General features: G+C 71.3%; 15 protein-coding genes. 13 read left to right on the top strand and 2 right to left on the bottom strand.

From position 1 onward, the window contains the following. The first annotated feature begins 288 nt into the window (after window positions 1-288). The 7 genes from RM788_RS17115 to coaD all read left to right on the top strand — a co-directional run bounded on the left by RM788_RS17115 (window position 289) and on the right by coaD (window position 8381). The gene (locus RM788_RS17115) at window positions 289-3666 is read left to right on the top strand and encodes a pyruvate carboxylase (protein ID WP_315932685.1); all 3378 of its coding nucleotides are present in this window, start codon (window positions 289-291) and stop codon (window positions 3664-3666) included. Window positions 3667-3833: 167 nt separating this feature from the next. After that, complete coding sequence (locus RM788_RS17110) at window positions 3834-4640, top strand: polyprenyl synthetase family protein (protein WP_315932684.1); 807 nt, start codon at window positions 3834-3836, stop codon at window positions 4638-4640. A 21-nt stretch (window positions 4641-4661) separates the two neighbouring features. Beyond that, window positions 4662-5198, top strand: coding sequence for a hypothetical protein (locus tag RM788_RS17105; protein WP_315932683.1), 537 nt, complete (start codon window positions 4662-4664; stop codon window positions 5196-5198). Between the two features lie 45 nt (window positions 5199-5243). Next, window positions 5244-6332: an MBL fold metallo-hydrolase gene (locus RM788_RS17100; RefSeq protein ID WP_315932682.1), complete on the top strand. Its 1089-nt coding sequence runs from the start codon at window positions 5244-5246 to the stop codon at window positions 6330-6332. Window positions 6333-6397: 65 nt separating this feature from the next. Continuing rightward, window positions 6398-7231 (top strand): arginase family protein, encoded by an 834-nt coding sequence (locus tag RM788_RS17095; RefSeq protein WP_315932681.1) that lies wholly within the window; start codon window positions 6398-6400, stop codon window positions 7229-7231. A gap of 46 nt (window positions 7232-7277) precedes the next feature. Next, window positions 7278-7844 (top strand): 16S rRNA (guanine(966)-N(2))-methyltransferase RsmD, encoded by a 567-nt coding sequence (gene rsmD / locus RM788_RS17090; RefSeq protein ID WP_315932680.1) that lies wholly within the window; start codon window positions 7278-7280, stop codon window positions 7842-7844. A 54-nt stretch (window positions 7845-7898) separates the two neighbouring features. Then, the gene (coaD, locus tag RM788_RS17085; protein ID WP_315932679.1) at window positions 7899-8381 is read left to right on the top strand and encodes a pantetheine-phosphate adenylyltransferase; all 483 of its coding nucleotides are present in this window, start codon (window positions 7899-7901) and stop codon (window positions 8379-8381) included. Window positions 8382-8739: 358 nt separating this feature from the next. Here the strand turns inward: coaD and RM788_RS17080 are convergent, their stop codons facing one another. Continuing rightward, on the bottom strand, window positions 8740-9132 hold the full coding sequence (locus tag RM788_RS17080) for a GNAT family N-acetyltransferase (protein ID WP_315934657.1): 393 nt from the start codon (window positions 9130-9132) through the stop codon (window positions 8740-8742). Between the two features lie 215 nt (window positions 9133-9347). Here RM788_RS17080 and RM788_RS17075 point away from each other — a divergent pair, with 215 nt between their 5' ends. The 6 genes from RM788_RS17075 to mutM all read left to right on the top strand — a co-directional run bounded on the left by RM788_RS17075 (window position 9348) and on the right by mutM (window position 12920). Continuing rightward, window positions 9348-10064, top strand: coding sequence for an SPFH domain-containing protein (locus tag RM788_RS17075; RefSeq protein WP_315932678.1), 717 nt, complete (start codon window positions 9348-9350; stop codon window positions 10062-10064). Window positions 10065-10163: 99 nt separating this feature from the next. Then, the gene (locus RM788_RS17070; RefSeq protein ID WP_315932677.1) at window positions 10164-10751 is read left to right on the top strand and encodes a YceD family protein; all 588 of its coding nucleotides are present in this window, start codon (window positions 10164-10166) and stop codon (window positions 10749-10751) included. Window positions 10752-10753: 2 nt separating this feature from the next. After that, the gene (gene rpmF / locus RM788_RS17065) at window positions 10754-10936 is read left to right on the top strand and encodes a 50S ribosomal protein L32 (RefSeq protein WP_315932676.1); all 183 of its coding nucleotides are present in this window, start codon (window positions 10754-10756) and stop codon (window positions 10934-10936) included. A gap of 72 nt (window positions 10937-11008) precedes the next feature. Further along, on the top strand, window positions 11009-11767 hold the full coding sequence (gene rnc / locus RM788_RS17060; RefSeq protein WP_399343814.1) for a ribonuclease III: 759 nt from the start codon (window positions 11009-11011) through the stop codon (window positions 11765-11767). Between the two features lie 104 nt (window positions 11768-11871). Then, window positions 11872-12021 (top strand): hypothetical protein, encoded by a 150-nt coding sequence (locus RM788_RS17055; RefSeq protein WP_315932674.1) that lies wholly within the window; start codon window positions 11872-11874, stop codon window positions 12019-12021. A 20-nt stretch (window positions 12022-12041) separates the two neighbouring features. Continuing rightward, complete coding sequence (gene mutM / locus RM788_RS17050; protein WP_315932672.1) at window positions 12042-12920, top strand: bifunctional DNA-formamidopyrimidine glycosylase/DNA-(apurinic or apyrimidinic site) lyase; 879 nt, start codon at window positions 12042-12044, stop codon at window positions 12918-12920. Here mutM and RM788_RS17045 read toward each other — a convergent pair. Beyond that, on the bottom strand, window positions 12917-13987 hold the full coding sequence (locus tag RM788_RS17045; RefSeq protein ID WP_315932671.1) for a hypothetical protein: 1071 nt from the start codon (window positions 13985-13987) through the stop codon (window positions 12917-12919). The two genes, mutM and RM788_RS17045, sit on opposite strands and share 4 nt — an antisense overlap. Between the last annotated feature and the right edge of the window lie 277 nt (window positions 13988-14264).

Raw genomic sequence — 14264 nt, 5'->3', positions numbered from 1 at the left:
GCGCTAACCCAGCGCCTGCCGCCGGGGGCTGCGCGGACGGCTCGGCTGCGGCACACTCTCCGGGCGTGGCCCCAGCTCACGGCAGGGGTGGCGGGGTGACTCGACCGTGTCGCGGAACGATCGAGATGACGTCCGTCACGTGGGATACAACTCCCGAGGCGCGGGAACCGCACGGTATCTTGCTCCCGAGCAGGATCTCGCTGCCAAGCAGGATCTCGCTCCCGAACAGGAACGTTCCGCTGAACCGAACCAGCGACCCAGTCGAGCCAGCCGGGAGGGAACGCCGCTATGTTCCGCAAGGTGCTTGTCGCGAACCGCGGCGAGATCGCGATCAGGGCGTTTCGAGCCGCCTACGAGCTGGGCGCGGGGACGGTCGCGGTCTTCCCGCACGAAGACCGCAATTCGCTGCACAGGCTGAAGGCCGACGAGTCGTACCAGATCGGCGAGCCGGGTCACCCGGTCCGCGCGTACCTGTCCGTCGAGGAGATCGTGAAGGCCGCCCGCCGGGCCGGTGCGGACGCGGTCTACCCCGGTTACGGCTTCCTGTCGGAGAACCCCGAGCTGGCGCAGGCGTGCAAGGACGCGGGCATCACGTTCGTGGGCCCGCCGACCGAGGTGCTGGAGCTGACCGGCAACAAGGCGCGCGCCATCGCGGCCGCGCGCGAGGCCGGGCTGCCCGTGCTGGAGTCGTCCCAGCCGTCGGCCGACCTCGACGAGCTGCTCGCGGCCGCCGAGGGCATCAACTTCCCCGTGTTCGTGAAGGCCGTCGCCGGTGGTGGCGGTCGCGGGATGCGGCGCGTGGAGGACCCGTCGACGCTGCGCGAGTCGCTGGAAGCCGCGATGCGCGAGGCCGAGTCCGCCTTCGGCGACCCGACCATGTTCATCGAGCAGGCCGTGGTCGAGCCCCGCCACATCGAGGTGCAGATCCTCGCCGACGGCGAGGGCAACGTGATCCACCTGTTCGAGCGCGACTGCTCGGTGCAGCGGCGCCACCAGAAGGTCATCGAGATCGCCCCGGCGCCGAACCTGGACCCGGCGATCCGCGACCGGATGTGCGCCCACGCCGTCGCGTTCGCCCGGCACATCGGCTACCGCAACGCGGGCACGGTCGAGTTCCTGCTGGACCCGAACGGCAACTACGTCTTCATCGAGATGAACCCGCGCATCCAGGTCGAGCACACGGTCACCGAGGAGGTGACCGACGTCGACCTGGTCCAGTCGCAGATGCTCATCGCGAGCGGCTCCACGCTGGCCGACCTCAACCTCAGCCAGGAGACCGTGCAGCTGCGCGGCGCCGCGCTCCAGTGCCGCATCACCACCGAGGACCCGGCCAACGGCTTCCGCCCGGACACCGGCGTGATCAGCGCGTACCGCTCGCCGGGCGGTTCCGGCATCCGGCTCGACGGCGGCACGATCGGCGCGGGCACGGCCATCGGCGCCCACTTCGACTCGATGCTGGTGAAGCTCACCTGCCGCGGCCGCACGTTCGCCGCCGCGGTGGCCCGCTCCCGCCGCGCGGTCGCCGAGTTCCGCATCCGCGGCGTGTCCACGAACATCCCGTTCCTCCAGGCGGTGCTGGACGACCCGGACTTCTACGAGGGCCGCGTCACCACGTCGTTCATCGAGAAGCGCCCGCACCTGCTGACCGCCCGGCACTCCGCCGACCGCGGCACGAAGATCCTCACGTACCTGGCCGACGTGACGGTGAACAAGCCGAACGGCGAGCGCCCGGCGAGCGTGGACCCGCGCGACAAGCTGCCGCTCGCCGACCTCGGCGCCGAGCCGGTGGCCGGGTCGAAGCAGCGGCTCGACGAGCTGGGCCCCGAGGGTTTCGCCGCGTGGCTGCGCGGCAGCCGCGCGGTCGGCGTCACCGACACCACCTTCCGCGACGCCCACCAGTCGCTGCTGGCGACCCGCGTGCGCACCAAGGACCTGCTCGCCGTCGCGCCGCACGTGGCGAGGCTGACGCCCGAGCTGCTGTCGCTGGAGGCGTGGGGCGGCGCGACCTACGACGTGGCGCTGCGGTTCCTCGCCGAGGACCCGTGGGAGCGGCTGGCGCAGCTGCGCGAGGCCGTGCCGAACATCAACCTCCAGATGCTGCTGCGCGGCCGCAACACGGTCGGCTACACGCCGTACCCGGCGGCCGTGACGTCGGCGTTCGTGCAGGAGGCGACGAAGACCGGCATCGACATCTTCCGGATCTTCGACGCGCTCAACGACGTCGAGCAGATGCGCCCCGCGATCGAGGCCGTGCGCGAGACCGGGACGGCCGTCGCCGAGGTGGCGCTCTGCTACACCTCGGACCTGTCCGACCCCGACGAGCGGCTCTACACGCTCGACTACTACCTCAAGCTGGCCGAGCAGATCGTCGGCGCGGGCGCGCACGTGCTGTGCGTCAAGGACATGGCGGGACTGCTCCGCGCGCCTGCGGCGTCCCGGCTGATCACCGCGCTGCGCAAGGAGTTCGACCTCCCCGTCCACCTGCACACCCACGACACGGCGGGCGGCCAGCTGGCCACCTACCTGGCCGCGATCCAGGCGGGCGTGGACGCGGTGGACGGCGCCGCGGCGTCGATGGCGGGCACGACGTCGCAGCCCGCGCTGTCGTCGATCGTGGCCGCGACCGACCACACCGACCGCGCCACCGGGCTCGACCTGGAGGCCGTGTGCGACCTGGAGCCGTACTGGGAGGCGACCCGGCGGATCTACGCGCCGTTCGAGTCGGGCCTGCCGTCGCCGACCGGCCGCGTGTACAAGCACGAGATCCCCGGCGGCCAGCTGTCGAACCTGCGCACCCAGGCCGTCGCGCTCGGCCTCGGCCAGCGGTTCGAGGACATCGAGGCCGTGTACGCCGCCGCGGACCGGATGCTCGGCCACCTGGTGAAGGTGACCCCGTCGTCCAAGGTCGTCGGCGACCTCGCGCTGCACCTCGTCGGGGCGGGCGTCTCGCCGGAGGAGTTCGAGGCCGATCCCGGCAGGTTCGACATCCCGGCTTCGGTGATCGGGTTCCTGCACGGTGAGTTGGGCGACCCGCCCGGCGGCTGGCCGGAGCCGTTCCGCACCAAGGCGCTGAAGGGCCGCCCGGCTCCCAAGGGCGTCGAGGAGCTGTCCGGTGAGGACGCTCGCGGGCTGGACGAGGCCCGCCGCGCCACGCTCAACCGGCTGCTGTTCCCCGCGCCCACCAAGGAGTTCCTCGCCCACCGCGAGCAGTACGGCGACACGAGCGTGCTGCGCAGCAAGGACTTCTTCTACGGCCTGAGGCCGGGGGAGGAGTACTCGGTCGACCTGGAGCCCGGCGTGCGGCTGCTGATCGGCCTGGAGGCCATCGGCGAGGCCGACGAGCGCGGCATGCGCACCGTGATGGCCACGCTCAACGGCCAGCTGCGGCCCATCTCGGTGCGCGACCGGTCCATCGCCGCGGAGGTCCCCGCCGCGGAGAAGGCCGACCGGGGCAACCAGAACCACGTCGCCGCGCCGTTCGCCGGGGTCGTCACGCCGTCGGTCGCCGAGGGCGACCAGGTCGAGGCGGGCCAGACCGTGGCGACGATCGAGGCCATGAAGATGGAGGCCTCGATCACCGCCGCCAAGGCGGGCACCGTCCAGCGGCTCGCCGTGCGGGCCGTGCAGCAGGTCGAGGGCGGAGACCTGCTCATCGTCCTCCAGTAGGGCCTACCACCACTCGTCGGTGTCCTCCGGTGCACAACGCGCAGCGGAGGGCACCGACGTGGCTGGGCCAGGCGTGTGGCGTCGCTCCACCGTCCGGGTCACGTGCCGGGGAACGGTCCCGGCGGCCCCCAGCATGGAGTGCTCCCGTCCCGCAGAGGAGCACCGCCTTGGACCTCGACGCCAGCCGAAACCCCCCGCTCAGCCCCCAGGACGACGACCTGCGCGAGATGCTGCGCATCGAGTTCGCGGCCCGCTGGCCGGACTCCCGCCGGGGCGCCCTCGACGCCGTCGACCGGTACGCCCTGCTGCCCGTCGGCACGCTGCTGCGCTCGCTGCTCGTGCTGCGCGCCGCGCTCGCCGTCGGCGGCGACCTGCACCGCGTGCTGCCCGCCGCGGTCGGCGTGGAGTGCCTGCACGTCGGCAGCCAGGTGCACCAGGACCTCCTGCGCCACGACGACGTCCGGCACGGCCGCGTCGCCGTGCACCGCCGGTTCGGCGCCGAACGCGCGCTCGTCGCGGCGAACTCCCTCTACTTCCGCGGCTTCGGCCTCATCGGGGAGTGCCTCGACCGCGGCGCCACCGCCGAGCAGGTCGCCGACGCCACCCGGATCCAGGCCGACGCGGGGGTCCAGGCCACCCGCGGCCTGGAACTGGCGCTCGAACTCGACGGGAACCCCGATCCGGAGTCGGTGGAGTACCTGCGGACGGCGAAGCTCCGAACCGCCGTGCTCGCGGCGGCCTGCCGCATCGGCGCGGTGCTCGGCGGGGCCACCCCGGACCAGGCGCGCGCGTTGGCCGGATTCGGCGAGAACCTGGGCATGGCAACACATCTGCGCACCGACTCGAAGCCCGCGCGGGCGGTGTCCGCCGAACGGATGGCGCAGCAGTACACGGGGCGCGCGCGGCGCAAACTACGCCGTTTGCCGGTGGGCGCGAGTCGGGATCGTTTGGCGCAGTTGACCAAGTTGTGCTGATGCTGTGGCAACCTCGCGGACATGGACGACCGCTACCAGACGATCGCCGACATCGAAGCGACCGAGCAGGAGGCCCCGCGCCTGGCCGAAGTGGTGGTCGACTGGTTGGTCGAGATCGGCGTCGTGGTCAGGGAGCGGACCAACTGCGCCTGTGGGATCGGTCACGCGCCGGGCCCGCACCTCGACCGCGCGGTGGTCGTGCCCGACGAGGATCTGCGCGAGGTGGCCTGGAACGGGCTGCGCGTCGACGTCGGCCGTGCCGTGTACTACGCCAAAGCCGCAGATCAGGCCATCTACTGCCCGCACTGCGACGCCGAGGTCGACCTCGACCGGATCGCCGACGCGTTCGAGGAGTGGCAGGACGGCGCGGACGGCACCCGGCCCTGCCCCATCTGCACCAGGGAACTCGATCCGAACGGCTGGCGTTGGGAACCACCGTGGGGCTTCGGCGCGCTGGGACTTACCTTCTGGAACTGGCCGCCGCTGCGCCCCGAGTTCGTCCTTGAGCTGTCCGCCCGGCTCGGTCACCGCACCGTCCTGGTCGCCGACAAGCTCTGAGGCCTGACCCGTGTGACGATGGCCTGGCGGAACAGTGGAGGTGCCATGAGGAAGACGACGGGTGTGCTGCTAGGACTGGCGGCGGCCGGAGCGGCCTGGGCGGTGCGCGGCGTGCCCGCGGCGCTGGGCGGCAAACCGGACCCGGCGCTGCTGCGGCGGTCGCCGCGGTTCCGCGACGGCACGTTCCACAACGTCAAGCGCACCAGCACGATGCCGGACGCGGAGAACGTCAACGTCTTCCGCGAGTTCCTCTTCGGCGGAGGCCGCCGCAAGCCGTCCGCGCCGGTCCCGCTGATCGGCCCGCCGACCGGTCCGACCAGCGCTGATGGCCTGCACATCACCTGGTACGGCCACGCGTCGTCGCTGGTGGAGATCGACGGCGCCCGCGTGCTGCTCGACCCCATCTGGTCCGACCGCTGCTCGCCGTCGGAGCTGGTCGGCCCGAAGCGGCTGCACCCGGTGCCGCACGAGCTGTCCGACCTGCCGCCGATCGACGCCGTCGTGATCTCCCACGACCACTACGACCACCTCGACCTGCCGACCGTGCGGGCGCTCACCCGCGACAGCACCGCGCCGTTCGTGGTGCCGCTGGGCATCGGCGCGCACCTGCGCCGGTGGAACGTGCCGGAGTCGCGGATCGTCGAGCTGGACTGGAACGAGAGCCACGAGGTCGCGGGCGTCAAGCTGACCGCGACCGCCGCCCAGCACTTCTCCGGGCGCGGGCTCAAGCGCGACAACACCCTGTGGGCGTCGTGGGTCGTCGCCGGGCCGCGGCACCGCGTCTTCTACAGCGGTGACACCGGCTACTTCGACGGGTACGCCGACATCGGTGCCGAGCACGGCCCGTTCGACGCGTCGCTGGTGCAGATCGGGGCGTACAGCGTCGGCTGGCCGGACATCCACATGACGCCGGAGGAGGGCGTGCGCGCCCACCTCGCCCTCAACGGCGGGCTGCTGATCCCGGTGCACTGGGCGACGTTCAACCTGTCGGTGCACGACTGGTCCGAGCCCGTGGACCGGGTGTGGCGCGAGACGAAGGCGCACGACATCAAGCTGGCCGTGCCGAAGCCGGGGGAACGGGTCGACGTCAACGACCCGCCGGCAGTAGACGGCTGGTGGCAGGCACTTGCGTAGGGTCGGGTCGGTGGGTCGACGTCAACGCGGTGCCGGTCGGACGGTCGACGATCGGTGGCGGGCACTTGCCTGAGATCCACTCCGTTCCGCAGCGGCAGGGAGCGGTCGTCGCCAGGGCCGAGGTGCTGCCGTCGAGCGGGCGCGCGTTGGCGAAGCTCGCCGGTGAGGTGCTGGGCGCCGACGTGCGCGCGGTGCCCGTCGGCGAGCAGGAGTCGCCGGTCGTCGACGGCATCGCCAACCGCGCGGTGCTGCTGGAGAACCGGGCAGCTCAGCGGGCGGCGCTGAAGACCAGGTCGAAGGTGCTGACCATCGGAGGCGACTGCGGCGTCGAGTTCGAACCCGTCCGGGCCGCCCGCGAGCGGTACGGACGAACCCTTGGGGTCGCCTGGTTCGACGCGCACGGCGACCTGCACACGCCCGCGACCTCACCGTCCGGCGCGTTCCACGGCATGGTGCTGCGCGCCCTGCTCGGCGACGGCGACCCGGACTTCGCGGCCGCGCCCCGGATCGGCGGCAACAAGGCCGTGCTGCTCGGTGCCCGGTCGATGGAGCCCGCCGAACGCGAGCAGGTGTGGCGCGGCACCGTGCGCTACCTGCCCGTCCACGCCGCCCGGCGTTCCGGCATGGCGGGCTCGGCCGTGCTGGAGACCGACTCCGACGAGGTCTACCTGCACGTGGACCTCGACGTGCTCGACCCGGCGGAGTTCGACGGCGTCGGCTTCCCCACCCCGAACGGCCTGACCGTCGCGGAGCTGGTCGGCTCGATCAGGGCCATCGCCGCCGCGATCCCGGTCATCGGAGCCGGCATCACCGAGTGCGCCACCGACGACCCCGAGGCCCTGCGCGTGCTCGTCCCGCTGCTCGAAGCGGTCGGCACGTGCCTGGGCTTCGGCTCCTGACGGTGTCCCGGCACAGCCCGCCGCGCGCACCTGGGACGATGACCGCGTGACCAGGATCGTGGCCGGCGCGGCCGGTGGCCGCCGCCTGCAAGTACCGCCGAAGGTGACCCGCCCGACCTCGGACCGCGTGCGCGAGGCGCTGTTCAGCGCGCTGGAGGTGCTCGTCGACCTCGACGGCCTGCGCGTGCTCGACCTCTACGCGGGCTCCGGCGCCCTCGGCTTCGAGGCGCTCTCCCGCGGAGCCGCCGAAGCCACTTTCGTCGAGGCCGACCGCCGCGCCGCCGAAATCCTCCGCACCAACGCCCAGGACCTGCGCCTCCCCGGCACCACCATCATCGCCCGCCCGGCCGAGGCCGTCGTCGCCACCACCGCCGACACCCCGTACGACCTGGTCTTCGCCGACCCCCCGTACTCGATCACCGATGCCCAGCTTGAGAAGGTCCTCGACGGCCTCGTCCTGAACGGCTGGACCGCTCCCGGCACCGTGCTCATCGTGGAACGCGCTTCCCGCAGCCCACGCCCCCTCTGGCCGGCTCCGGTGGAATCCTTGCGCGACAAGCGTTACGGCGACACGGCCCTCTACTGGGCCGAACACCCGAACCCGGAGGGGTGATCAGGGCCACGGACCCCTCTGGCCGCATCCGATCGGGTGCTAACGTCCAAAACCATGACGCGTGCCGTGTGCCCCGGCTCCTACGACCCGGTCACCAACGGACACCTGGACATCATCGGCAGAGCGGCGAAGCTCTTCGACGAGGTCGTCGTCGCCGTGCTCATCAACAAGAACAAGAAGACCCTGTTCACGGTCGAGGAACGCACGGACATGCTCGCCGAGGTCACCGCCCAGTGGCCCAACGTCCGCATCGACTCGTGGCACGGCCTGCTGGTCGATTATTGCCGCGAACACGACATCAAGGCCATCGTGAAGGGCCTGCGCGCCGTCAGCGACTACGACTACGAGCTGCAGATGGCCCAGATGAACCACCAGCTCAGCGGCGTCGACACCCTCTTCATGCCGACCAACCCGATCTACAGCTACCTCGCCAGCTCCCTCGTCAAGGACGTGGCGACCTACGGCGGCGACGTCTCCACCCTGCTCCCGCAAACCATCGAACGCCGCCTGATGCAACGCCTGGAAGAACGCCGCTAACCAGCTCACCAGCCGCATTGTCCGGCGCAGCCCGGATACCCTGCCGACGCGCAGCGAGGTGCCTTGTCCATCGCGGAGCGAGGGATGTCCATACCCCTCGGCGCAGCCGCCCCCTCGCACCCGGCGCGGAGCGCCCGCCGCCCTACCGACGCGCAGCGAGGTGCCCTAAACCGGCACCGCCGACACAAGCAAAGCCAGACCTCCCCCTGCCCCCGATACACAGCGCCCTCCTGCCACACCCCTGTTTGTCAAGGCATCTTTCCCGCCTTGACAAACAGGGGTGTGGCATTGAGACAATTGCGCGCACGGGGGCCGGGCTTCCCTCTTCCCTGAACCCGCCCACCCCCCGCCCTCCCCCTCAAAGCCCCAACTTCATCCCCACGTGCGAAGGCGTGAAGCCGAGCCGCTCGTAGAACCGGTGCGCGTCCACCCGTGACGCGTCGGTGGTCAGCTGCACGGTCCCGCACCCCCTCGCGCGCGCCTCGTCGATCGCCCACCCGACCAGTGCCTCCCCGAGCCTCCGGCCGCGCTGGTCCGCCCGCACCCGCACCGCCTCGATGGTCGCCCGCGTCATCCCCATCCGCGACAACCCCGGCGTGCACGTCAGCTGGAGGGTCCCGACGACCTCGTCGCCGAGCACCGCGACCGCCAGCACCTGCCGCGGATCCCCGTCGACCTCCTCGAACGCGGCCGCGTACGCCGGGTCGCCCGGCCGTTCGCGGGTCGCCCCCAACGGGTCGTCCGCCAACATCGCCACGATCGCCGGAACGTCCTCCGCCCGCGCCACCCTGATCGTGTGCTCCACGCGCTCCACCCTCCATCCGACCCGACCCCGAACCACTCCCGCCATTCCAACCCGCCCGACATCCGCGGGCAAAACCGGACACGCCCTGCCGATCTCCCCACCGGGGTGGGACCGGCAGGGCAAACTGGTCCGGTACTGGCCTGTGTTGCGAGGAGAGTGACGTGTACCGGGTGTTCGAGGCCCTCGACGAACTGGTCACGATCGTCGAGGAAGCGCGTGGGGTGCCGATGACCTCCGGGTGCGTCGTCCCCCGTGGCGACGTCCTCGAACTTCTTGACGACGTTCGTGATGCCATTCCCGCCGAGCTGGACGACGCGCAGGACGTGCTCGACCACAAGGAGGAGCTGGTCGGCAAGGCCGCGCACGAGGCCGAGTCGGGCGTCAGCAAGGCCAGGTCCGACGCCGAGCGGATGGTCGCGGAGGCGCACGCCGAGGCGGAGCGGATGCTCGCCGAGGCCCGTTCCCGCGCCGAGCGCATGGTCGGCGAGGCCGAGAACCAGGCCGAGCGCACCGTCGCGGCCGGTCGCCAGGAGTACGAGGACCTGGTGGGTCGCGCGCACTCCGAGGCCGACCGGATGGTGCAGGCGGGCAGGGCGAACTACGAGCGCGCCGTCGAGGAGGGCCGGGCGGAGCAGATCCGCCTGGTCGACCAGACGGAGGTCGTGGCCGCCGCGCACGCGGAGTCCGCGCGGGTGCTCGACGCGGCCCAGTCCGAGGCCATCAGGCTGCGCAACGAGTGCGACGCGTACGTGGACGGCAAGCTGGCCGACTTCGAGGACCTGCTGGCGCACACGCTGCGCAGCGTCGGCAAGGGGCGCTCGCACCTGCGCGGCCCGGTCGTCGCGAGCGCGTCCGCGCCGTTCGACTACCACGACTGAGACGACCGACTCACCTGGCGATTTCGTCCACGGACCACTTGTCGCGTACCCTGGAGCGGCTGGCCGTGGTAGGTCCACCGACAGCGAAACCAACACATCATGTCTGAGCATCGTCACGCCTCCGCGCGTCCCACAGCAACCGGGCCCTGGATCATCGACACCAGGGACATCGGTCGTAGAGCGGGCACCAGCCGCAGTTACCAGCGGTCAGTGCCTGCTGCAGGCCTCGGCCTGCTCGACGTGATCGCGGTGCCGGAAGGCGGGACGGTCGAGCTCGACCTGTTGGCGGAATCGGTCGTGGAGGGCGTGCTGATCTCGGGCACCGCGTCCACGGACGTGGCCGGGGAATGCTCCCGCTGCCTCGACCCGATCGCCGACCACGTCGAGATCAAGCTGATGGAGTTGTTCGCGTACCCGGACAGCGCCACGGATGAGACCACTGATGAGGACGAGGTCAGCCGGATCTCGGACGATCTGATCGACCTCGAACCTGTGGTGCGGGATGCCGTCGTGCTCGCGCTGCCGCAGGTGCCGCTGTGTTCGCCGGACTGCCTTGGGCTGTGCGTCGAGTGCGGGGGCAAGCTGGCGGAGCTTGGGCCCGACCACGGGCATGAGACGATGGATCCCCGTTGGGCCGCGTTGCAAGAGCGGTTCGGCGGGAATCGTGATAACTCGGAGGAGAACTAGTCGTGGCCGTCCCGAAGCGGAAGATGTCGCGCTCGAACACGCGCTCGCGCCGCGCCCAGTGGAAGACCAGTGCCGTGCACTTGGTGGCGTGCTCGAACAAGGCATGTCGCGCGCCCAAGCCCCAGCACATCGCCTGCCCGACCTGCGGCCAGTACGCCGGCCGCCAGGTTGTTCAGCCGGCCTGAGTCTCCTGGCGAAGGTAGCGGCGAACCGTGGGGGGTAGGTCGTCGCGCGATCGGTCAGCCGATCGCGCCCCGTTGCTCGAAGCGCTCGGCGTCCAACTGGACGCCGAGCTCCTCGTGCTCTCCTTGACACATCGGTCCTATGCCTACGAGAACGGTGGCTTGCCGCCGAACGAGCGGCTTGAGTTCCTCGGGGACGCGGTCCTCGGGCTCATCGTCACCGACCACCTCTACAACACCCACCCCGACCTGCCCGAGGGGCAGCTCGCCAAGCTCCGCGCCAGCGTGGTCAACATGCACGCGCTGGCAGGTGTCGCCCGAGGGCTCGGCGAGGACGGACTGGGCGGCTACCTGCTGCTCGGTCGCGGGGAAGAGCTGACCGGCGGCAGGGACAAGGCGAGCATTCTCGCCGACGGCCTCGAAGCCGTCATCGGCGCGGTGTACCTGGAATACGGTATCGATACCGCGCGCAAACTTGTGCACAAGCTGTTCGACCCGTTGCTGGTCGAAGCGCCGTTGCGCGGCGCCGGCCTCGACTGGAAGACCAGCCTTCAGGAACTCACCGCCTCAGCAGGCCTTGGTGTGCCCGAGTACCGGGTCGACGACCAGGGTCCGGATCACCGCAAGGAGTTCACCGCCACGGTCATCGTGGCGAGCAACTCCTACGGCTCAGGCGATGGTCGTACCAAGAAGGAAGCCGAGCAGAAGGCGGCCGCGGCCGCCTATCGCGTGTTGTCGGAGCGGGCTGGCGCTGATCGAGAAGCGGGCGCGGCCGAGAACGGGCATGCTGGTAACTCGGCTTCACCCAAGACCTCACCCACCGAGGAAGACTGACGCCGATGTACGCCACCAACGTCCGCACCAACCGACGCGCACGCTCCGCCAACCGCCCCTCGCGCCCGCTGAGCGCAGTTCGCAGCGGGGGCATCCAGGGGCTGGTGCTCGTACGCGACACCGCCCAGGCAGGCGGGTGGATGCTCAAGCCCACCAAGCCGCAGGCCGCCGCGTACGAAGACCTGGAAGCCCTTGAGGAGCTCGAGGCCGCTCGCGCGCTCGAAGCCGCCGAGGTCGCCCAGGTCGAGGCCTGAGCACTGTCGAACCCTGAGCCGTGCCCGAACTCCCTGAAGTAGAGGTCGTTCGCCGCGGCCTGGACGCCCACGTCGCCGGCCGGGTCATCTCGGCCGTCGACGTGCTGCACCCGAGAGCGATCCGCCGCCACCTACCCGGTGCGGCGGATTTTTCCGCGCGCCTGGCGGGCCAGCGCATGGTCGCCGCCCGCAGACGTGGCAAGTACCTGTGGGTCGACCTCGACGGCCCCGGCACCGGTGACGGCGAAGCGATGCTCGCCCACCTGGGCATGAGCGGCCAGATGCTGGTCCAGCAGCCCGGCACCCCGGACGAGAAGCACCTCCGCGTCCGCATCTCCTTCGCCGACAACGGCCCCGAACTCCGCTTCGTGGACCAGCGCACCTTCGGCGGCCTCGCCATCTCCGACATCGTCGAGGTCGACGGCACCCGCCTCCCCGAACCGGTCGCGCACATCGCCCGCGACCCGATGGACCCGGAGTTCGACCCGGAAGCCGCCGTGCGCGCGCTCCGCGCCAAGCGCACCGAGGTCAAACGGGCCCTGCTCGACCAGACCCTGGTCTCCGGCGTCGGCAACATCTACGCCGACGAGTCGCTCTGGCGCACCCGCCTGCACGGCCTCCGCCCCACCGGGAAGCTCACCGGGGCGCAGACCGCCGAACTCCTCGCCCACGCCACCGAGGTCATGAACGAGGCGCTCGGCCAGGGCGGCACCTCGTTCGACGCCCTGTACGTCAACGTGAACGGCCAGTCCGGCTACTTCGACCGCTCCCTCGCCGTCTACGGCCAGGAGGGCGAACCGTGCCCGCGCTGCGGGGCGGCGATCGTGCGCGAACCGTTCATGAACCGCTCCTCCTTCTCCTGCCCGGTCTGCCAGCCGAAGCCGCGTGCCACCCGCTAGCGGAACGCCACGCTCGTCAGGCAGATCCCCGAACCCTCCTCATGTCCTTGCGGCCAGCGGAGTCCGATGCTGCGCACGGACGCCAGGTCGAGGTTCGGCAGCACGGTCAGGTCGACCGTCATCGTCTGCCGACCGGTGAACGCGGCCAGCGGGACGACCTTCGCCCCCTCGTGGCCCTTCGTGTCGGCGACCACCAGTTCCAGCCCGTCCACCCCGCCCTCGGTCCGGATGGACAGCTCCGCGCGAGCCCGGCCGGTCAGGTCGACGTGCCCCTCGGACGTCCGCGACCAGTCCAGCCTCATGCTCCCCGCGACCTTCGCCCAGGTCAGCCGCAGCCCCGCGCCGCGGTCGGACGCGCAGCCCGCGTCCGGTTTCATGACGGCGTTCGGGGCGTCGATCACGATCGCGGCGTCGTCGACGAGGTCGGCGGGGGTGATCAGGCACGCGGGCGTCGGGGTCGCGCACCCGGTGGTGGTGGGCTCGGGAGCGGTCCGGGTGACGGTGACGACCGCCGGTGGGGGATCGTCGCCGGTCACCCGCACCACACCGACGGCCGCGGCGCCTGCCAGGAGGAGCACCGCGAGCCCGCCGAACAACCACCGGGACTTCCTCTTGGAGGGAGGGGGCGCGGACTCGCCGTCACCCGCCAGGGCGAACCCGGTCGAGCCCTCCGCCTCGTGGTCGTTCTCCTCGACCCAGAACCGCCGGAACGCCGCAGCCGCGGTCTCGTGCCCGCGCGCCAGGTCCGCCGAGGTGACCCGCTGGGCGTCGCCCCGGACCACCAGCCCCTCGGTGAGCCGGATCGGACGCCCGCCGCCATCGCGCAGCGGGCCGGTCCCGTCGACGCCGTAGTCGGCGCTCTCGGCCACGAACACGCGGGACACGACCATCAGGCCGTCCGGCAGGAGGTCCAGGACCACCTCGCCCTCGAGCGTGTCCGGGCCGCCGCGGGAGATCCGCGTCAACGAGGACGTGGTGCCCTCCGCGATCATGAAGTCCGGAGCCAGGACCACCCGGTGCCCCGCGTTGCGGGTGCGGCCCACCAGGAACGGCCACGCGGACGTCACACCGGTCTCCTGGGGTACCGCGTCGGTTCGATCGACGCGCCGGTCGACGTCAACCGGCCGACCACCTCGTCGCCTAAATCGGACAACACATCCATGGGGTGGGGACCTCCGTGCGCGGCGAACTCGGACGGTTGATCGCCAACCTCCCTCCGGGCGTTACGCCGTTCGTCCGAACCGGTGGCTCTCGCGGGGCGCAAGGCCTTGTCCCGCAAAGGATTTCACCACGTTCTGCGGTGCGATCCCGACCGGCGCCCGTCGGAGGTGGTGCTGCGCCGTG

The organism is Umezawaea sp. Da 62-37 (genome assembly GCF_032460545.1).
In the GTDB taxonomy this organism is placed as follows: domain Bacteria; phylum Actinomycetota; class Actinomycetes; order Mycobacteriales; family Pseudonocardiaceae; genus Umezawaea.
Note: the sequence above shows the minus strand (reverse complement) of the source record. Positions and strands in the feature narration are given on the sequence as shown.